Genomic DNA, 18,126 nt, shown 5'->3' on the forward strand with positions numbered 1-18,126 from the left:
AGGGATGGAGAGCGACAGCATGGAGAACGTTCTGCGGCCGCTGATCGTCCTCGGCGGTTCGGTGGTGCTCACCCTGGCAGCGGGCTGGTTCTTCGACTTCCTGCTGAGGCGGGCCGACTCCCGGCACCACGACACCCCGCTCTGGGGCCTGCTGCGACGCTGCCGCATTCCGTTCCAGCTGGTCATGTGCGCCGCGCTGCTGCGCGGCACGTACGCGAGGACGGGCCTCGGCGTGGTCCAGAGCCACCGGGTGGGCATCGGCAGGCTGCTGACTCTGGTGCTGATCGGCGCGTCGGCCTGGCTGGTGGTGCGGATCGCCATCGCGGTCGTGGACTCGGTGTACGCGCGCTACGCGGCGGCCCACAACCGGGACCCGGCGCGGGTGCGGCGGGTGCGGACGCAGGTGACGCTGATCCAGCGCGTGGTCATCGCGGTGGTGACGACCCTGGCCGTCGCGGCGATGCTGCTGACCTTCCCCGAGATGCAGGCCGTGGGCACCTCGATGCTGGCGTCGGCCGGTGTCCTCGGCATCGTCGCCGGTGTCGCCGCCCAGTCCACGCTGGGCAACCTCTTCGCGGGCCTCCAGATCGCGTTCGGCGACATGGTCCGCATCGGCGACACCGTGGTGGTGGACGGCGAGTGGGGGACGATCGAGGAAATCACGCTGACCTTCCTCGCGGTGCGTACGTGGGACGAGCGGCGGATCACGATGCCGGTCTCGTACTTCACGGGCAAGCCGTTCGAGAACTGGTCGCGCGGCGGGGCGCAGATGACCGGCTCGGTCTTCTTCCACCTGGACCACTCGGCCCCGATCGAGGCGATGCGGGACAAGCTGCGGGACATCCTCGGCGAGTGCGCCGCCTGGGACGGCCGGAACTGGTCCCTGGCGGTCACGGACACCACCCCGACGACGATCCAGGTGCGCGCGGTGGTCACGGCGAAGGACGCGGACGACATCTGGACGGCGCGCTGCGCGGTCCGGGAGCAGCTGATCGCCTGGCTGCGCGACCACCACCCGTACGCGCTGCCGCGGGTCGCGACGGCCCCCGCGGCACTCCCGCCCGGCGACGTCCGGCCGTCGGTGAACGGCGCCGTCAAGGACGAGAAGCCCGCGAGCGACTGGAACAGGACCCCGCGCACCGGCCGCGGCTGACCGCCCTCGATCCGGGCCTCAGCGCAGGCTGCGCACGTCCAGCTGCCGCAGGACCCGGTCCACGACCTCCGGATCGGAGCCTGGTTCGCTGCGCGCGGCGAGCACGGCGTGGCGGGCGGCCGACATCATCTCGCGCTGGATCCGGCTGACCGCCTGGAAGCGTTCGACGCGCTTGGCGTAGGCGTCGCGCCGTTCCTCGTCCACCATCTCCGGGCTGATCCGCGCCCCCACGTCGTACGCGAGCCGGTGCAGCCGCTCGACCACGTCCTCGGGCAGGTCCTCGGTCGCCTCGATCTTCTTCAGCCGCTCGCGGGCCGCCTTGGCCGCCCGGATCGCGAGGTCCTTCTCCAGGGCCGCCTCGGCGTCCGCGTCCGCGCGCACCCCGAGCCGCCGCACCAGCCAGGGCAGCGTCAGCCCCTGGAAGACCAGGGTCACCATGATCACGGAGAACGCGATGAAGACGATCTCGTCGCGGCCGGGGAACGGCTTGCCGTCGTCCGTCTCCAGCGGGATCGCGAGGGCCAGCGCGACGGAGGCCACCCCGCGCATCCCGGCCCACCACATGATCACGGTCTCCCGCCAGCTGGTGGGGATCTCCTCGCTGACGTCCCTCCGGGTGTGCAGCCGCTTGGCGAGCCAGGTGGCCGGGAGCAGGTAGAGCAGCCGTACGCCGACGACGACCGCGACCACCGCGAGGCCCCAGCCGGCCGTCTCCAGCAGGCGCCCGTCGGCCGTGCCGAACACGTTGTGCAGTTCGAGGCCGATGAGCCCGAAGGCGATCCCGGTGACCAGGGTGTCGACGATCTCCCAGAAGGTGCGTCCGGTGAGCCGGCCGAGGACGTCGTCGGCGTCCGCGGTGTGCTCCGCGAGGAACATCGCGGTCATCAGGACGGCGAGCACACCGGAGCCCATCAGCTCCTCGGCGAGCACGTAGCTGGCGAACGGCACCAGCAGGGTCAGGCCGACCTGGAGGGTTGCGTCCCCGAGCAGCCCCATCAGCTTGATGGTGAGCCAGCCGAGCGCGACGCCCACCGCGACGGCGACCACCGCGGACAGCACCAGGAGCCCGAACGCCTCGGGCCACGAGAAGGTCCCGCTGACGGCCGCCGCGATGGCCACGTGGTACAGCACGATCGCGGTGACGTCGTTGAACAGCCCCTCGCCCTCCAGGATGGAGATGAGCCGCCGGGGCAGCCCGACCGACCCGGCGACGGCGGTGGCGGCGACCGGGTCGGGCGGGGCGACGAGCGCGCCGAGGGCGACGGCGGCGGCGAGCGGCAGCCCCGGCACGATCGCGTCGGCGACCGCGGCGACGGCGGCGGTCGTGAGGAAGACCAGGGCGACGGCCAGCAGGAAGATGGGCCGCTTGTTCGCGGCGAACTGCCGCCAGGAGGTGCGCTGCACCGAGGCGTAGAGCAGCGGCGGCAGCAGCGCGGGGAGGATGATCTCCGGCGGGATGTCGACGTTCGGCACGAAGCTGAGGAAGGCCAGCACGACGCCGAAGAGCGTCATCAGCACCGGCGCCGGCAGCTTCAGCCGGTCCCCCAGCGGGACCGTGACCACGGCTCCGAGCAGCAGCAGGAGCAGCAGTGACATCTGGTCCACGGGGTGCCTTCCGAAGCGCTCCGGCCGGGCCCGGTCCCATGCCCGGCCGATGCCCCTCACCCTGCCATGCGCCCCCCGCCGTCCGGGGTCAGGGGCTGCGGCGGGGCGTCAGATCGTCCGGCGCATCGCCCGGTGCGGGATGCCCGCGTCCATGAACTCGGGCCCGTACGGCTCGTAGCCGAGGCGCTCGTAGAAGCGCAGGGCGTGCGTCTGGGCGTGCAGGTCCACGGCGGTGAGGCCGTGGCTCCGGGCCGCGTCCTCGATGGCCCGCACGAGCGCGGCGCCGACGCCGAGGCCCCGCGCCTCCTTGCTGACCGCGAGCCGGCCGAGCGAGCCGACGGCCGGGTCCCCGCCGGTGTGCGAGGCGGCGCCGGGTCCGTGCAGCAGCCGGCCGGTCCCGAGCACGGTGCCGTCGGCGGCGACGGCCATGACGTGCAGCGCGTCCGCGTCGTGGGCGTCGTACTCGATCTCCTCGGGCACGTTCTGCTCACCGACGAAGACCTCCTTGCGCACCTGGAAGCACGCGGCGCGGTCCTGCTCGTCGGCGGCGGTCCTGGTGGTGTACGCGAGGGGCCCGGCCGTCACTGGCTCTCCGCCGCGATGCGGTCCAGCGCCTGCTGGAGGTCGTCGGGGTAGGTGCTGGTGAATTCGACCCAGCTCCCGTCGGCGGGGTGCTCGAAGCCCAGCTTCACCGCGTGCAGCCACTGCCGGGTGAGGCCGAGGCGCTTGGCCATGGTGGGGTCGGCGCCGTAGGTGAGGTCGCCGACGCAGGGGTGGCGGTGGGCGGACATGTGCACCCGGATCTGGTGGGTGCGCCCGGTCTCCAGCTTGATGTCGAGGAGGCTGGCGGCCCGGTACGCCTCGATGAGGTCGTAGTGCGTCACCGAGGGCTTGCCGTCCGCGACGACCGCCCACTTGTAGTCGTGGTTGGGGTGGCGGCCGATGGGGGCGTCGATGGTGCCGCTCATCGGGTCCGGGTGGCCCTGGACCAGCGCGTTGTACTTCTTCTCCACGACCCGGTCGCGGAACTGGGCCTTCAGCAGGGTGTAGGCGCGCTCGGACTTGGCGACGACCATCAGACCGGAGGTGCCGACGTCGAGGCGGTGGACGATGCCCTGGCGCTCGGCGGCGCCGGAGGTCGAGATCCGGTACCCGGCGGCGGCGAGGCCGCCGATGACGGTGGTGCCGGTCCAGCCGGGGCTGGGGTGGGCGGCGACGCCGACCGGCTTGACGATCACCACGATGTCGTCGTCGTCGTGGACGATATCCATGCCCTCGACGGGCTCGGCGACGACCTGCACGGGCGCGGGCGCCTGCGGCATCTCCACTTCGAGCCAGGCACCGCCGTGCACCCGCTCGGACTTCCCGACCACCGAGCCGTCCACCTGCACCTTGCCCGCGGCGGCCAGATCGGCGGCCTTGGTGCGGGAGAAGCCGAACATCCGGGAGATGGCGGCGTCGACGCGCTCGCCCTCCAGGCCATCGGGAACGGGCAGGGTGCGGACCTCGGGTTGCGTACTCACCAGTCGAGTATGCCTTGCGTCCCTCAGTCCTTGTGCACGGTGCCGTCGGGGTCCAGGCCCTTGAAGGAGAGGAACACGATCAGGATGCCGCCGCAGACGATCGCGGAGTCGGCCAGGTTGAAGACGGCGAAGTGGGCGGGGGCGATGAAGTCGACCACCGCGCCCTCGAAGACGCCCGGCGCGCGGAAGATGCGGTCGGTGAGGTTCCCGAGGGCCCCGCCGAGCAGCAGGCCGAGCGCGATGGCCCACGGCAGGCTGTACAGCTTGCGCGCGAGCCGCGCGATCACCACGATGACGGTCGCCGCGATGATCGTGAAGATGATCGTGAACGCCTCGCCGAAGCCGAACGCGGCGCCCGAGTTCCGCAGGGCGTCCAGCTTCAGCCAGTCACCGATGAGCTCGACCGGCTCCTGGTGCTCCAGCTTCGCCACGACGAGCATCTTGCTGCCGAGGTCGAGCAGGTACGCGACGACGGCGACGCAGAACAGCAGGATGACCCGGCGCCGGCGAGTGGCCGGGGAACGGTCGACGTCCGCGTCCGTCGCGGTGGCCCCGGTGTCCGGGGCCACCGGGGCGTCCCGGTCCGGGGAAGCGGCCGAGCCGTCCGCCCCGCTCTCTCCGCTTCCCTCAGCCCCGGTGATGTCCGGCGTACCGATGATGCGCTCCGCCTCTGCCACGTGAGTCCCTCAACCTAGTTCCCGACTGAGGACGAGGGTACGGCACGCCCGTGCGAATCAGCCTCGTCGCTCCTGCTTCTGCTTGTCCTCGACGCACAGCGTGGCCCGGGGGAACGCCTGCATCCGCGCCTTGCCGATCGGCTTGCCGCAGACCTCGCAGAGCCCGTACGTGCCGGCCTCCAGCCGGGCCAGGGCGCGCTCGGTCTGGTCCAGCATCTCCTGGGCGTTGGCGGCGAGCTGCATCTCGTGCTCGCGGGTGATGTTCTTGGTGCCGGTGTCGGCCTCGTCGTCGCCCGCCCCGTCGCCGGAGTCCCGCATCAGCCCGGCCAGCGCGAGACCGGACGCCTCCAGCTCGTTGCGGAGCCGGGTGGCCTCGCCGGTCAGCCCGTCCCGCGCGGAGGCGACCTCCTCCGGGGTCCAGGGGTCCTCGCCCGGCCGTACGGCCAGGTCTCCCGGCGCCGTGGCGCCCCGGGCGGGCGGCACGGGTGCCGTGTCCCCGCCCGCGGTCCGGGTACCGGCCGCGCTCTTCTTGGCTACCACCGTGTGGGCTCCCGTCTGATCGGCGGCCTCGGCCGCCCCCGTGGTCGCCGAGGCCGCGGTGGCCCCGGTCTTCTTGGGCGTGGTCTTCTTCGACGCGGTCTTCCGGGTCGCCGCCTTCTTGGCGGAGGTCTTCTCGCCGGGCGCCTTCTTCTCCACCATGGCCGCGGCCCCTTCACACACTGTGATCTTGCTCGCGAGTCGTGCTGGGACGATAAGTCGACCCCGGTCCCGCGGCAACGGGGCACGCCGCCGCATCCCGCCTCCCCGTGTCCGGATCACCGTGTGCCTGCATCCGTTGTGCCCAGCTCCCCGCCGGGTAATCCGGCTTTCCGCCGCGCGCCGGGCCGCGCTCCGGCCGCGTCCGGCCCGTATGGCCATTCGGGTCACGCCCGGCCCCTCCGTAAACCGGTCGGACGCCGCGCCCCGGGGCCCGTACACTGGCCTCAGCGAGAGGCGTGGATGGGACGAGTAGCGTCGTACGCAGCCAGCAGCGACCCGGGGACGGTGGGAGCCCGGGGGCGAGCGCGTCGTGAAGATCACCCCGGAGCCGCCGGAAGAACGCCCCTGGGGGCCAGTAGAACCGGCATCGCACCCCAATGAGGGGGCCCGGGGCGCACGCCCGGGGCCAAGGAGGGTGGTACCGCGGGGACCGGCTCGGTTCTCGTCCCTCCGACGGAAGTGGAAGACGTCCGCCGGAGGAAGCCCGCACATGACATCGCCGCAGTACCGCCAGGTACCCGCCCAGGTCGACCTGCCCGCCCTCGAGCACGCCGTGCTCGACTTCTGGCGCGAGAACAAGGTCTTCGCCAAGAGCCTCGACCGGTCCGAGGGCCGCCCCGAGTGGGTGTTCTACGAGGGCCCGCCCACCGCCAACGGCATGCCCGGCGCCCACCACATCGAGGCCCGCGTCTTCAAGGACGTCTTCCCCCGCTTCCGGACCATGCAGGGCTACCACGTGGGCCGCAAGGCCGGCTGGGACTGCCACGGCCTGCCGGTCGAGCTGGCGGTCGAGAAGGAGCTGGGCTTCAACGGCAAGAAGGACATCGAGGCGTACGGCATCGCCGAGTTCAACGCCAAGTGCCGCGAGTCCGTGACCCGGCACACCGACGCCTTCGCCGAGCTGACGACCCGCATGGGCTACTGGGTCGACCTGGACGACGCGTACCGGACGATGGACCCCGAGTACGTCGAGTCCGTGTGGTGGTCGCTGAAGGAGATCTTCAACAAGGGCCTGCTGGTCCAGGACCACCGCGTCGCCCCGTGGTGCCCGCGCTGCGGCACCGGCCTCTCCGACCACGAGCTGGCGCAGGGCTACGAGACGGTGGTCGACCCCTCGGTCTTCGTGCGCTTCCCGCTCACCTCGGGCCCGCTGGCCGGCGAGGCGGCGCTCCTGGTCTGGACGACGACCCCGTGGACCCTGGTCTCCAACACCGCCGTCGCCGCGCACCCGGACGTCACCTACGTCGTCGCGACGAACGGCGAGGAGAAGCTGGTCGTCGCACAGCCGCTGGTGGAGAAGGCGCTCGGCGAGGGCTGGGAGCTCACCGGCCAGTCGTTCACGGGCCGCGAGATGGAACGCTGGACGTACGAGCGCCCGTTCGCCCTGATCGACTTCCCCGCCGAGGCGCACTACGTCGTCAACGCCGAGTACGTGACGACCGAGGACGGTACGGGTCTGGTCCACCAGTCCCCCGCGTTCGGCGCCGACGACCTCCTGGTCTGCAAGGCGTACGGGCTGCCGGTGGTCAACCCGGTCCGCCCCGACGGCACCTTCGAGGAGGACCTGCCACTGGTCGGCGGGGTCTTCTTCAAGAAGGCCGACGAGGCGCTGACCGAGGACCTGAAGGACCGCGGCCTGCTCTTCCGCCACGTCCCGTACGAGCACAGCTACCCGCACTGCTGGCGCTGCCACACCGCGCTGCTGTACTACGCGCAGCCGTCCTGGTACATCCGCACCACGGCGGTCAAGGAGCGGCTGCTCCAGGAGAACGAGAAGACCAACTGGTTCCCGGACTCCGTCAAGCACGGCCGCTTCGGCGACTGGCTGACCAACAACGTCGACTGGGCGCTGTCCCGCAACCGCTACTGGGGCACCCCGCTGCCGATCTGGCGCTGCGAGGAGGGCCACCTCACCTGTGTCGGCTCGCGCGCCGAGCTGGGCGAGCTCTCCGGCACGGACCTCTCGGACCTGGACCCGCACCGCCCGTTCATCGACGACGTCACCTTCGGCTGTACGCACGAGGGCTGCGGCCTGGAGGCGCGCCGCGTCCCGGAGGTCATCGACGCCTGGTACGACTCCGGCTCGATGCCGTTCGCGCAGTGGGGCTACCCGTACAAGAACAAGGAGATCTTCGAGAGCCGCTACCCGGCGCAGTTCATCTCGGAGGCCATCGACCAGACCCGCGGCTGGTTCTACACCCTGATGGCGGTCGGCACGCTCGTCTTCGACAAGTCCTCCTACGAGAACGTCGTCTGCCTGGGCCACATCCTCGCCGAGGACGGCCGGAAGATGTCCAAGCACCTGGGCAACATCCTCCAGCCGATCCCGCTCATGGACCAGCACGGCGCGGACGCGGTGCGCTGGTTCATGGCGGCGGGCGGCTCCCCGTGGGCGGCCCGGCGCGTGGGCCACGGCACGATCCAGGAGGTCGTCCGCAAGACGCTCCTCACGTACTGGAACACGGTGGCCTTCCAGGCGCTGTACGCCCGTACGTCCGACTGGGCCCCCTCGGCCGCGGACCCGGCGCCCGCCGACCGCACCGTCCTGGACCGCTGGCTGCTCGGCGAGCTGAACACCCTGGTCGACCAGGTCACGCAGGCGCTGGAGGGCTACGACACCCAGCGTGCCGGAAAGCTGCTGTCCGCGTTCGTGGACGACCTGTCCAACTGGTACGTGCGCCGCTCCCGGCGCCGGTTCTGGCAGGGCGACAAGGCGGCGCTGCGCACGCTGCACGAGGTGGTGGAGACCGTCACGCGACTGATGGCCCCGCTGACCCCGTTCATCACCGAGCGGGTCTGGCAGGACCTGGTCGTGCCGGTCACCCCGGAGGCTCCGGAGTCCGTCCACCTGTCGTCCTGGCCGAAGGCGGACCCGGCGGCGGTCGACCCCGCGCTCTCGGCGCAGATGGCGCTGGTCCGGCGCCTGGTCGAGCTGGGCCGCGCCACGCGCGCGGAGTCCGGCGTCAAGACGCGCCAGCCGCTGTCCCGGGCGCTGGTCGCGGCCTCGGGCTTCGAGGCCCTGTCCGCGGAACTGCGCGCCCAGATCACGGAGGAACTGAACGTCTCCTCGCTCGCCTCGCTCTCCGAGGTGGGCGGCTCGCTGGTCGACACCACGGCCAAGGCGAACTTCCGGGCGCTGGGCAAGCGCTTCGGCAAGGGCGTCCAGGCGGTGGCCAAGGCGGTCGCGAACGCGGACGCGGCGGCCCTGTCGCTGGCCCTGCGCGAGGGCACGGCCTCGGTGGAGGTGGACGGCGAGACGGTCACCCTCGCGCCGGACGAGGTGATCATCACGGAGACCCCGCGCGAGGGCTGGTCCGTCGCCTCGGACTCGGGCGCGACGGTGGCCCTGGACCTGGAGATCACCCCGGAGCTGCGGCGCGCGGGCCTGGCCCGTGACGCGATCCGCCTGATCCAGGAGGCCCGCAAGAACAGCGGCCTGGACGTCGCGGACCGCATCGCCGTCCGCTGGACCTCCGCGTCCCCCGCGACGGCGGAGGCCCTCACCGAACACGCGATGCTGATCGCGGACGAGGTCCTGGCCCAGGACTACGCGCAGGGCGAGGCGGACGACACGTACGGCACCGCCTTCGAGGACGAGGGCCTGTCTCTGACGTTCCGCCTCCGCAAGGCGTAGCCGTAACCCGAAGGGCCCGGCCGGGAAACGTTCCGGCCGGGCCCTTTGCCGGCAGCGGCGCGGCACAATCAAGCCCCTCCGGCGATTGAGGAGCGGGGGTACGGGGGCAGAGCCCCCGAAACGGCGCGGGGACGGGCCGGGTACGCAAAAGGGCCGGGCCCCGGGGAAACCCCGGGGCCCGGCCCTTTGCCTGCCGACGGCTACGCGCTCACCGCGCGAAAGCCGGTCAGTTGTCGTCCTCGTCGATCAGGAACCCACGCATCGGCGACGGCGCCTGCTGCATCGGCTGCGGCGCCTGCGGCCGCACCGGCGCCATCGGCTGCGTCATGGCCGGCGACATCTGCTGCTGGCCGCCGTACGACGGACCACCTCCCATGGACGGGTTTCCGCCGCCCATCGGCTGACCACCGTGGTTGCCGCCCATCGTGTGCCCCATGGCACCCGCACCGGCCGGAGCCAGCGAGGGCGACGGCGGCAGCGAGGCGGCGGCCGGGGTACGCGGCGGAGCCAGTGAGTCGTCCGCCTGGGTCTCCAGCTGACGCAGCTGGCTCTCCAGGTAGGACTTCAAACGCGTGCGGTACTCGCGCTCGAAGCCACGCAGGTCCTCGACCTTGCGCTCCAGCGTCGCGCGGGCCGACTCCAGCGAGCCCATCGCCACGCGGTGCTTCTCCTGCGCGTCCCGCTCCAGCGCGTCCGCCTTGGCGCGGGCGTCCCGCTCCAGGCCCTCGGCGCGGCTGCGCGCCTCGCCGACGATCTTGTTGGCCTCGGAACGGGCCTCCGCGATCGCCTGGTCGGCGGTCTGCTGGGCCAGGGACAGGACACGGGCGGCGCTGTCGCCGCCGGGGCCCTGCTGCTGCATCTGCGGCGGGGGCTGCATCTGCTGCATCTGCTGCTGCGGGTTGTGACCGCCCATGGGACCGCCCATCGGGCCGCCCATGGGACCACCCTGCATCGGGCCGGGGCCGTGCGGGCCCTGCGGACCGGGGCCGTGCGGGCCCTGGGGGCCGTGACCGCTGGGACCGGCGGGCAGCTGCGGAGCACCACCGGGCAGCTGGGGGGGACCCATCTGCGGGGGCTGCTGCTGGACCGGCGGGCCCGATATGGCGGCGGGCACCGGAGCACCCGGCCGGTCCTGCTGCTCAGGCGGCTTGCGCATGCCCTGCTGCTGGTTCTGCGCGGCGGCACGCGTGGCGGCGGCCAGCTTGGCACGCAGGTCCTCGTTCTCACGGAGCAGGCGGGTCAGCTCCGACTCGACCTCGTCGAGGAAGGCATCGACCTCGTCCTCGTCGTAGCCCTCTCGGAGGCGGACCGTCGTGAACTGCTTGTTCCGCACATCCTCGGGAGTCAGCGGCATCTCTTCTTCACCTCTACGTAGTCGTCGGCAGTCGGCAAGACCGTATCGCTCACAGCCTGACCACGATGCTGATCAGGATGGAAACGATGATCATCAGAACGAAGAAGGACAGGTCGAGTGCCACGCCCCCGAGACGCAGCGGCGGGATGAACCGCCGCAGGAGCTTGAGCGGTGGATCGGTGACCGTGTAGGTCGTCTCCAGGACGACCACCATCGGCTTGCCCGGCTGCCATGAACGTGCGAACTGGAAGACGTAGTCCATGACGAGCCGGAAGATCAGCACGATGAGGAAACACATCAACGCGATGTAGACAACACTTTGTGCGACGCCCATCTCTCGCGCTTCCCTCTCCCCTGGCTCTCGTAGCACCGGCCTCTCGGCCGGGTTGTTCCCGGTGTCGTGTTCTCAGCTCTGGTTGAAGAATCCGCCCTCTGCGATGCGGGCCTTGTCCTCCGCCGTGACATCGACGTTAGCAGGCGACAACAGGAACACCTTCTGTGTCACGCGCTCAATGCTGCCATGGAGACCGAAGACGAGTCCTGCGGCAAAGTCGACAAGTCGCTTTGCGTCCGTATCGTCCATCTCCGTGAGATTCATGATCACCGGAGTGCCCTCACGGAAGTGTTCCCCGATGGTACGGGCCTCGTTGTACGTCCTGGGGTGCAGCGTCGTGATCCGGTAGGGCTCGCGCTCGGACACGACCTTGGGCATGATCACCGGTGCGTTCTTCTCCATGTTCGGACGTTCAGGTGTGATGGATGCCACGGGTGCGATCCGGGCGGGTCGCTCGCGCTCCGCCGGGATCTGGACCGGCTCCCGCTGCGCCGGCGGCTGGACCGCGCGTACCGGCTCGTCGCGCTCCCGGTCCCGCTCCACCTGATGCGCGGGCTGGTGCCGGCGCCGGTCGCGCTCGGGCTCCGGCTCGGGTTCGAATTCGTCGTCGGGGTCGAACCCCGGGCCGTCGTACCCATCGTCCTCCACGAGGCCGAGGTAGACCGCCATCTTGCGCATCGCGCCGGCCATGCTCTGAGTCCTCCGCTCTGTGGTGGATCGGCATCTGTCACCAAGTGCCCGCGATCCACTCCGGCCTGCCCGCCCTGGGCGGTAATGACCATATTTTCTGCTGTGGTCCGACTTGCTTGGCGACGTTACCCGAGCCCGGGTCGGACTCCGAGTACCGCAGTACCGACGCGCACATGTGTCGCTCCGGCCGCGATCGCGTCCTCGAGGTCCGCACTCATCCCTGCAGAGACCATGTTCGCAGCCGGATGGTTCCCGCGCAGCCGGGATGAGAATTCCATCAGCCGGTCGAACGCGGCCCGTTGCCGCCCGGCGAAGGGGCCGGCGAGCGGGGCGACGGTCATCAGTCCGTCCAGCCGGAGCCCGGGCGCGGCGGCGACCGCGTCCGCCAACTCCTCGATCCCGTCGGGCGCGACGCCCCCGCGGGCTCCCCGCTCGCCGCTCTCCGCGTCGAGGGCGACCTGGATGAGGCAGCCGAGTTCGCGCTCGCGGCGCTCGGCCGCCGTCGAGAGGGCGGTCACCAGTTTCGTACGGTCCACGGACTGCACGACATCGGCATAACCGGCCACGGAACGGACCTTGTTGGTCTGCAACTGACCGACAAAGTGCCAGGAGAGAGACAGATCTGCGCATTCCGCAGCCTTGGGGGCGGCGTCCTGGTCGCGGTTCTCCGCGACCTGACGCACACCGAGTCCGTACAGAATCCGCACATCGCTCGCGGGGTAGGTCTTGGTGACCACGAGCAGGGTCACCTCCTCCCGCTTGCGGCCGGCCGCGACGCAGGCCGAAGCGATCCGTTCCTCCACCCGCGCCAGATTCGCGGCGAGTTGTTCCTTGCGTTCCGTCATGCCCTATCAGTCCAGCCAGACATATCCGGCGAGCCGCCCGGTGGTGCGGTCGCGTCGGTACGAGAAGTGGTCGCCCGATTCCAGGGTGCAGAAGGGGGACGCCTGCCGGTCGGTGACGCCGAGCTCGGCCAGCTGCGCGTGCACCCCGCCGGTGACGTCCACCGCGGGAGTGCCCCAGCTGGTCTCGGACCAGGTGCCCGGCACGCTCGCGGCGACCTCGTCCCGCATCGCGGCCGGCACCTCGTAGCACCGCCCGCAGACGGCGGGCCCGGTCCGGGCGGTGATCCGGGAGACCTCCGCGCCCAGCCGGACCATGGCCCCGACCGCGGCCGGCACGACGCCGGCCACCAGCCCCGGCCGCCCGGCGTGCGCCGCGGCGACGACGCCGGCCTCCGGGTCGGCGAGCAGGACGGGCGTGCAGTCGGCGGTCAGCACGGCGAGCGCCAGTCCGCGCCGCGCGGTGACTACCGCGTCCACGGCGGGGATCTCGGCCGCTTCGCCCCAGGGTCCGTCGACCACGGCCACGTCCCGGCCGTGGACCTGGTTCATCCAGACGACCCGGGCCGGATCGAGTCCCCGGGCGCGCGCGGCCCGCTCGCGGTTGGCGAGAACGGCGGCGGGGTCGTCGCCGACCGCGCCGCCGAGATTGAGCTCCGCGTACGGGGCGGCGCTCACTCCGCCCCACCTGTCGGTGAAGGAGAAGTGAGCGCCGCCCCGCGAAAAGACAGAGACCGTCGGGCTCACAGTGTCATGCGGACCTATCACTTCAAGAAGTCCGGAACGTCCAGCTCTTCGGCCTGGGAGTCCGAGTAGGGACGGGCCGGCGGAACGTGCGGCGGCGAGACGACCGGCGGAAGGTGGGTCTCACCCGACACCGGAACCGGCTCGGCCTGCACCGGCGGCTCCTCGCGCGGCGGCACCGAACCGAGCCCGCCGGACTGGCGCACCGGCTCGGGCGCGGACCGGACCGGCGTCGGGGCCGGCTCCTCGCGCTTGGCGCTGTTCGCACCGAGGACGTTCTCCCGCCGGGCCGGCGGCTGTCCGCCGTCGAAGCCCGCCGCGATGACGGTGACCCGCACCTCGTCGCCGAGGGCGTCGTCGATGACCGCGCCGAAGATGATGTTCGCCTCCGGGTGGGCCGCCTCGCTCACCAGCTGGGCGGCCTCGTTGATCTCGAAGAGACCGAGGTCGCTGCCGCCGGAGATGGAGAGCAGGACACCGCGGGCGCCGTCGATGGACGCCTCCAGGAGCGGCGAGGAGATCGCCATCTCCGCGGCGGCCACCGCGCGGTCGTCGCCGCGGGCGGAGCCGATGCCCATGAGCGCGGAACCGGCCTCGGACATGACCGACTTGACGTCGGCGAAGTCGAGGTTGATCAGGCCGGGGGTGGTGATGAGGTCGGTGATGCCCTGGACGCCCGAGAGCAGGACCTGGTCGGCCGACTTGAACGCGTCGAGCACGCTGACCTGGCGGTCCGAGATGGACAGCAGCCGGTCGTTGGGAATGACGATGAGGGTGTCGACCTCTTCGCGGAGCTCGGCGATGCCGTCCTCCGCCTGATTGGCGCGGCGCCGGCCCTCGAAGGTGAACGGGCGGGTGACCACACCGATCGTCAGGGCGCCGAGCGAGCGCGCGATGTTGGCGACGACGGGTGCGCCACCGGTGCCGGTGCCGCCGCCTTCGCCTGCGGTGACGAAGACCATGTCGGCCCCCTTGAGGACCTCCTCGATCTCCTCACGGTGGTCCTCTGCCGCCTTACGACCGACGGCCGGGTTCGCCCCGGCGCCGAGGCCGCGGGTGAGTTCGCGGCCGACGTCGAGCTTGACGTCGGCGTCGCTCATCAACAGGGCTTGCGCATCCGTGTTGATCGCGATGAACTCGACGCCCTTGAGACCGACCTCGATCATTCGGTTGATGGCATTGACACCACCGCCGCCGACACCGATGACCTTGATGACTGCGAGGTAGTTCTGCGGTGCTGCCACGTCGAAGGCCTCTCGCCTCGAGTTACGTGTCGTCGCTTCGCGGTGATCCCGCCGCGACGACGGATGCCGATTGGGACGGTCCGAACGCCGACCCAAACCCTAACGTTCAAGTTTAGGGTTACCAGTGTGTCTGCTTCATGGACTCTTCCGAACAGGACACTAAGTCGACAAGTGGCGCACGTTCAACGAACACGCCGAACCTCCCGTTTTTCTTTTCACCCTATGTGATCACCCGTAGCGCTGACCAACCAGGGTGCTGGCCAGGCCAAATGTGCGTCAACCACCCGACACCGCAGGAGCGGTGGGGGCACTCACGTCGAAGTGTCCCGCTTTGGGTGCGGCCTTCATGAGAGCGGTGAGGACTTTCGCCTTCACCGCACCCGCTCCACCGCTTCCCCACATCACCGTGCGATCCCCGCTGAGTTCCAGGGAGATGGCGTCGTACGAGTCGACCCGGACGACCCGGGTGTCCTCGGCGACACCGTCCGGGAGAGCACCCGCGACCCGGACCGCTTCCCGCACCAGCCGATCACTGCCGAAGCGGCGCAGGCTCGCGGAGCGGCCCTTGGCCACTTCCAGCAGAGGCACGTGCCCGGGCGACTTGTCCACCGTCGCGAAGTGGACGCCCTCGTCGTCCACTTCGATGAACTTTTCGCCCTTTTTCACCAACAGGACCGGCTTTCGTTCGGTCACTTTAAGTCCGATGCCGTGCGGCCATGACCGAACGACATCCACCTTGTCGATACGAGGCAACTTCTGGCGCAACCTCTTCTCGATCGCGCCGGTGTCCACGGTGACGAGCGGGGCGCCCATCGGGACCGCCGCGGCGCTCTCCACCTCGGCCGGCGTCAGCACCCGGACTCCGGTGATCCTGACCTGTTCGACCCGTAGCCAGGAGGAGCCGTACAGCGCCCAGACGACGCCGGAGCCGAGCAGCAGCACGGCTCCGGCGATCAGGAGCAGCAGCCGGCGCCGGGAGAGGCGGCGCCCCTCGGGGCGTGGGCGCGGCGGCCGGTCCGGGGCGTCCTCCTGCTTCCCTGCACCGCGCTGGGCGGTCGTCGGTCCGGCCACGCTCGCTCCTTATGCCGGGTCCGGGGGCCACCGCCCCCGGACCCGTCCGCCTCACGCGTTACGGCGTGCGGCAATCGCCTCGTACACCATGCCGACCAGCAGATCGTCGGCGTCCCGGCGGCCGAACTCGGCGGCGGCCCGGGACATTTCATACAACCGGTGCGGATCGGACAGCACCGGGAGGACGTTGCCCTGCACCCACTCGGGGGTGAGCGCGGCGTCGTCCACCAGCAGACCGCCGCCGGCGTTGACCACCGGCTGGGCGTTGAGCCGCTGTTCGCCGTTGCCGATGGGCAACGGGACGTAGGCGGCGGGGAGTCCGACGGCGGAGAGTTCGGCGACGGTCATCGCGCCCGCGCGACAGAGCATCATGTCGGCCGCGGCGTACGCGAGATCCATCCGGTCCACGTACGGTACCGGGATGTAGGGGGGCATCCCGGGCATGTTGTCCACGCGCGGCAATTCGTTCTTCGGCCCGACCACGTGCAGGATCTGGATTCCGGAGCGCTGGAGCAGCGGAGCGACGCGCTGTACCACCTCGTTGAGGTGGCGGGCGCCCTGCGAGCCGCCGGAGACCAGCAGCGTCGGCAGGTTGGGGTCGAGGCCGAAGGCCGCGCGCGCCTCGGGCCGGACGCGGGCCCGGTCGAGGGTGGCGATGGTGCGGCGGAGCGGGATGCCGATGTAGCGGGCGCCGCGCAGCTTGCTGTCGGGCGTGGAGACAGCGACGCCGTGCGCGTACCGCGAGCCGATCTTGTTCGCCAGGCCGGGGCGGGCGTTGGCCTCGTGGACCACGATCGGGACGCCCGCGCGCTTGGCGGCGAGATAGCCCGGCAGGGCCACGTATCCGCCGAAGCCGACCACGCAGTCGGCCCGGGTGCGTTCCAGGATCTGCTCGGCGGCCTTGATGGTGCCGCGCAGCCGGCCCGGGACGGTGATGAGTTCGGGGGTGGGCTTGCGCGGCAGCGGTACGGCCGGGATCAGCGCCAGTTCGTACCCCCGCTCGGGTACGAGTCTGGTCTCGAGTCCGCGCTCCGTGCCGAGAGCGGTGATCCCCACGCTCGGGTCCTGCCTGCGCAGGGCGTCCGCGAGGGCAAGCGCGGGCTCGATGTGGCCGGCGGTCCCCCCGCCGGCGAGTACGACATGCACCGAATTTCACCGCTCTCCGGACGGCCGCTTCTTGACGCGCCGTCTCATCGTCTTCCATCTCACCCCGGGCCTCCGCACGGCCAGGGCCGCCTTCGCGGCGGGCTCGTCCCGCGCGAACGCGATCAGCAGCCCGACGGCGAACATGGTCGGCAGCAGGGCCGACCCCCCGTAGGAGAACAGCGGGAGCGGGACACCGGCGATCGGCAGCAGGCCGAGCACCGCACCGATGTTGATCACGGCCTGCGCCGTGATCCAGGTGGTCACACCTCCCGCTGCGTACCTCACGAAGGGGTCCTCCGTGCGTCCGGCCACGCGGATACCCGCATAGCCTAGAGCCGCGAAGAGGGCGAGCACCGACAGCGTCCCCGCCAGCCCCAGTTCCTCCCCGGTGATGGCGAAGATGAAGTCGGTGTGCGGTTCGGGAAGTTGGCCCCATTTTTCCACACTCGCACCGAGGCCGGAACCGAACCATCCGCCTGACGCCAGAGCATAGATGCCGTGCACGGCCTGCCAGCAGGAGCCTCCGGGCCCCGGCTCGCTGGCCCCCATGCAGTCCAGCCTGGACATGCGGTTCGGGTTGGTCTTGATGAGCAGGAAGCCGATGAGGCCGGCGACGGCCAGCACTCCGGCGAAGAGCCGGGTCGGCGCCCCGGCCAGCCAGAGCAGGCCGAACAGGATGGCCGTGAGAATGATCGCAGTGCCCATGTCGCCGCCGAGCATGATGAGCCCGAGCAGCATGAAGGCGACCGGCACCAGCGGCACCAGCATGTGCTTCCACTGGGTCAGCAGCCGCTTGTCCTGTTTACGGGCGAGCAGGTCGGCCCCCCACAGCACGAGCGCCAGCTTGCCGAACTCGCTGGGCTGGAGCTGGAAGGGCCCGCCCAGATAGAGCCAGTTGCGGTTGCCGTTGACCGACATCCCTATCCCCGGCACCTGGACCAGGACCATCAGGAAGACGGCGCCCATGAGCAGCGGGTAGGACAGCGCGCGGTGCAGCTTCACGGGCATCCGGGCGGCGGCCGCCATCAGCCCGGCCCCGATCACGGCCGCCAGGAACTGCTTGCGGAAGAAGTAGGTGCCGGGTTTGCCGAGCTCCAGCGCCTTGATCATCGAGGCGGAGTAGACCATCACCAGGCCGAGCACGGTGATCAGCAGTCCGGCACCCAGGATCACGTAGTACGCCGTCAGCGGCCGGTCCCAGGCCCGCCGCGCCCGTTCGTACAGCCGCCGTGCTCCGCCGCCGCGCGGGCTGCGGGGGCTGCCGGTGCTCCGGGCCCGCACCACCGCGGGCCGCCGGGCCTTGGCAGCGGGCCTGACCCGCACGCTCTCTTCGGCCGGCATGTCCCTGTC

The 18,126-nt window shown here is 71.1% G+C and carries 16 protein-coding genes; 2 read left to right on the top strand and 14 right to left on the bottom strand.

Features of this window, described 5'->3' with window-relative positions; all coding sequences use genetic code 11:
* Positions 1 to 19: 19 nt before the first annotated feature.
* On the top strand, positions 20 to 1,153 hold the full coding sequence (locus AB0L33_RS25530; RefSeq protein WP_365685131.1) for a mechanosensitive ion channel domain-containing protein: 1,134 nt from the start codon (positions 20 to 22) through the stop codon (positions 1,151 to 1,153).
* Positions 1,154 to 1,171: 18 nt separating this feature from the next.
* Here the strand turns inward: AB0L33_RS25530 and AB0L33_RS25535 are convergent, their stop codons facing one another.
* From AB0L33_RS25535 to AB0L33_RS25555, 5 genes are all read right to left on the bottom strand, one after another.
* A complete protein-coding gene (locus AB0L33_RS25535) occupies positions 1,172 to 2,758 on the bottom strand; it encodes a Na+/H+ antiporter (RefSeq protein ID WP_365685133.1) in 1,587 nt (528 codons plus the stop codon).
* 108 nt (positions 2,759 to 2,866) lie between these two features.
* On the bottom strand, positions 2,867 to 3,343 hold the full coding sequence (locus AB0L33_RS25540) for a GNAT family N-acetyltransferase (protein ID WP_365685134.1): 477 nt from the start codon (positions 3,341 to 3,343) through the stop codon (positions 2,867 to 2,869).
* The gene (locus AB0L33_RS25545; protein WP_365685136.1) at positions 3,340 to 4,281 is read right to left on the bottom strand and encodes an RluA family pseudouridine synthase; all 942 of its coding nucleotides are present in this window, start codon (positions 4,279 to 4,281) and stop codon (positions 3,340 to 3,342) included. Before AB0L33_RS25545 ends, AB0L33_RS25540 begins: the two co-directional genes overlap by 4 nt.
* A 23-nt stretch (positions 4,282 to 4,304) precedes the next feature.
* Complete coding sequence (gene lspA / locus AB0L33_RS25550; protein ID WP_365685138.1) at positions 4,305 to 4,958, bottom strand: signal peptidase II; 654 nt, start codon at positions 4,956 to 4,958, stop codon at positions 4,305 to 4,307.
* Positions 4,959 to 5,015: 57 nt separating this feature from the next.
* The gene (locus AB0L33_RS25555; protein ID WP_365685140.1) at positions 5,016 to 5,657 is read right to left on the bottom strand and encodes a TraR/DksA C4-type zinc finger protein; all 642 of its coding nucleotides are present in this window, start codon (positions 5,655 to 5,657) and stop codon (positions 5,016 to 5,018) included.
* A 550-nt stretch (positions 5,658 to 6,207) separates the two neighbouring features.
* Between AB0L33_RS25555 and ileS the strand changes: the two genes are divergently transcribed.
* The gene (ileS, locus tag AB0L33_RS25560) at positions 6,208 to 9,351 is read left to right on the top strand and encodes an isoleucine--tRNA ligase (protein ID WP_365685141.1); all 3,144 of its coding nucleotides are present in this window, start codon (positions 6,208 to 6,210) and stop codon (positions 9,349 to 9,351) included.
* A gap of 226 nt (positions 9,352 to 9,577) precedes the next feature.
* Here the strand turns inward: ileS and AB0L33_RS25565 are convergent, their stop codons facing one another.
* The 9 genes from AB0L33_RS25565 to ftsW all read right to left on the bottom strand — a co-directional run bounded on the left by AB0L33_RS25565 (position 9,578) and on the right by ftsW (position 18,117).
* The gene (locus AB0L33_RS25565) at positions 9,578 to 10,705 is read right to left on the bottom strand and encodes a DivIVA domain-containing protein (RefSeq protein WP_132902200.1); all 1,128 of its coding nucleotides are present in this window, start codon (positions 10,703 to 10,705) and stop codon (positions 9,578 to 9,580) included.
* A gap of 49 nt (positions 10,706 to 10,754) precedes the next feature.
* Positions 10,755 to 11,039: a YggT family protein gene (locus tag AB0L33_RS25570; RefSeq protein WP_018104460.1), complete on the bottom strand. Its 285-nt coding sequence runs from the start codon at positions 11,037 to 11,039 to the stop codon at positions 10,755 to 10,757.
* Between the two features lie 72 nt (positions 11,040 to 11,111).
* A complete protein-coding gene (gene sepF, locus AB0L33_RS25575) occupies positions 11,112 to 11,729 on the bottom strand; it encodes a cell division protein SepF (protein ID WP_018104459.1) in 618 nt (205 codons plus the stop codon).
* Between the two features lie 125 nt (positions 11,730 to 11,854).
* A complete protein-coding gene (locus tag AB0L33_RS25580; protein ID WP_365685144.1) occupies positions 11,855 to 12,574 on the bottom strand; it encodes a YggS family pyridoxal phosphate-dependent enzyme in 720 nt (239 codons plus the stop codon).
* 6 nt (positions 12,575 to 12,580) lie between these two features.
* The gene (gene pgeF, locus AB0L33_RS25585; protein ID WP_365685146.1) at positions 12,581 to 13,318 is read right to left on the bottom strand and encodes a peptidoglycan editing factor PgeF; all 738 of its coding nucleotides are present in this window, start codon (positions 13,316 to 13,318) and stop codon (positions 12,581 to 12,583) included.
* A 17-nt stretch (positions 13,319 to 13,335) separates the two neighbouring features.
* The gene (gene ftsZ / locus AB0L33_RS25590) at positions 13,336 to 14,559 is read right to left on the bottom strand and encodes a cell division protein FtsZ (RefSeq protein WP_328899754.1); all 1,224 of its coding nucleotides are present in this window, start codon (positions 14,557 to 14,559) and stop codon (positions 13,336 to 13,338) included.
* A gap of 276 nt (positions 14,560 to 14,835) precedes the next feature.
* The gene (locus AB0L33_RS25595) at positions 14,836 to 15,630 is read right to left on the bottom strand and encodes an FtsQ-type POTRA domain-containing protein (protein WP_365685148.1); all 795 of its coding nucleotides are present in this window, start codon (positions 15,628 to 15,630) and stop codon (positions 14,836 to 14,838) included.
* 51 nt (positions 15,631 to 15,681) lie between these two features.
* Positions 15,682 to 16,776 carry an undecaprenyldiphospho-muramoylpentapeptide beta-N-acetylglucosaminyltransferase gene (murG, locus tag AB0L33_RS25600; protein WP_018104454.1) on the bottom strand — a complete coding sequence of 365 codons (1,095 nt, stop codon included), beginning with the start codon at positions 16,774 to 16,776 and terminating at the stop codon, positions 15,682 to 15,684.
* A gap of 6 nt (positions 16,777 to 16,782) precedes the next feature.
* Complete coding sequence (gene ftsW / locus AB0L33_RS25605; RefSeq protein ID WP_365685150.1) at positions 16,783 to 18,117, bottom strand: putative lipid II flippase FtsW; 1,335 nt, start codon at positions 18,115 to 18,117, stop codon at positions 16,783 to 16,785.
* Between the last annotated feature and the right edge of the window lie 9 nt (positions 18,118 to 18,126).

It is taken from the genome of Streptomyces sp. NPDC052299, from assembly GCF_040679335.1.
Classification (GTDB): domain Bacteria; phylum Actinomycetota; class Actinomycetes; order Streptomycetales; family Streptomycetaceae; genus Streptomyces.

Coding starts and splice junctions, on each gene's coding strand:
- AB0L33_RS25580 (WP_365685144.1), bottom strand. CDS start 12,574: ATGACGGAACGCAAGGAACAACTCGCCGCGAATCTGGCGCGGGTGGAG.
- ftsW (WP_365685150.1), bottom strand. CDS start 18,117: ATGCCGGCCGAAGAGAGCGTGCGGGTCAGGCCCGCTGCCAAGGCCCGG.
- AB0L33_RS25570 (WP_018104460.1), bottom strand. CDS start 11,039: ATGGGCGTCGCACAAAGTGTTGTCTACATCGCGTTGATGTGTTTCCTC.
- AB0L33_RS25565 (WP_132902200.1), bottom strand. CDS start 10,705: ATGCCGCTGACTCCCGAGGATGTGCGGAACAAGCAGTTCACGACGGTC.
- AB0L33_RS25530 (WP_365685131.1), top strand. CDS start 20: ATGGAGAACGTTCTGCGGCCGCTGATCGTCCTCGGCGGTTCGGTGGTG.
- AB0L33_RS25555 (WP_365685140.1), bottom strand. CDS start 5,657: ATGGTGGAGAAGAAGGCGCCCGGCGAGAAGACCTCCGCCAAGAAGGCG.
- ileS (WP_365685141.1), top strand. CDS start 6,208: ATGACATCGCCGCAGTACCGCCAGGTACCCGCCCAGGTCGACCTGCCC.
- sepF (WP_018104459.1), bottom strand. CDS start 11,729: ATGGCCGGCGCGATGCGCAAGATGGCGGTCTACCTCGGCCTCGTGGAG.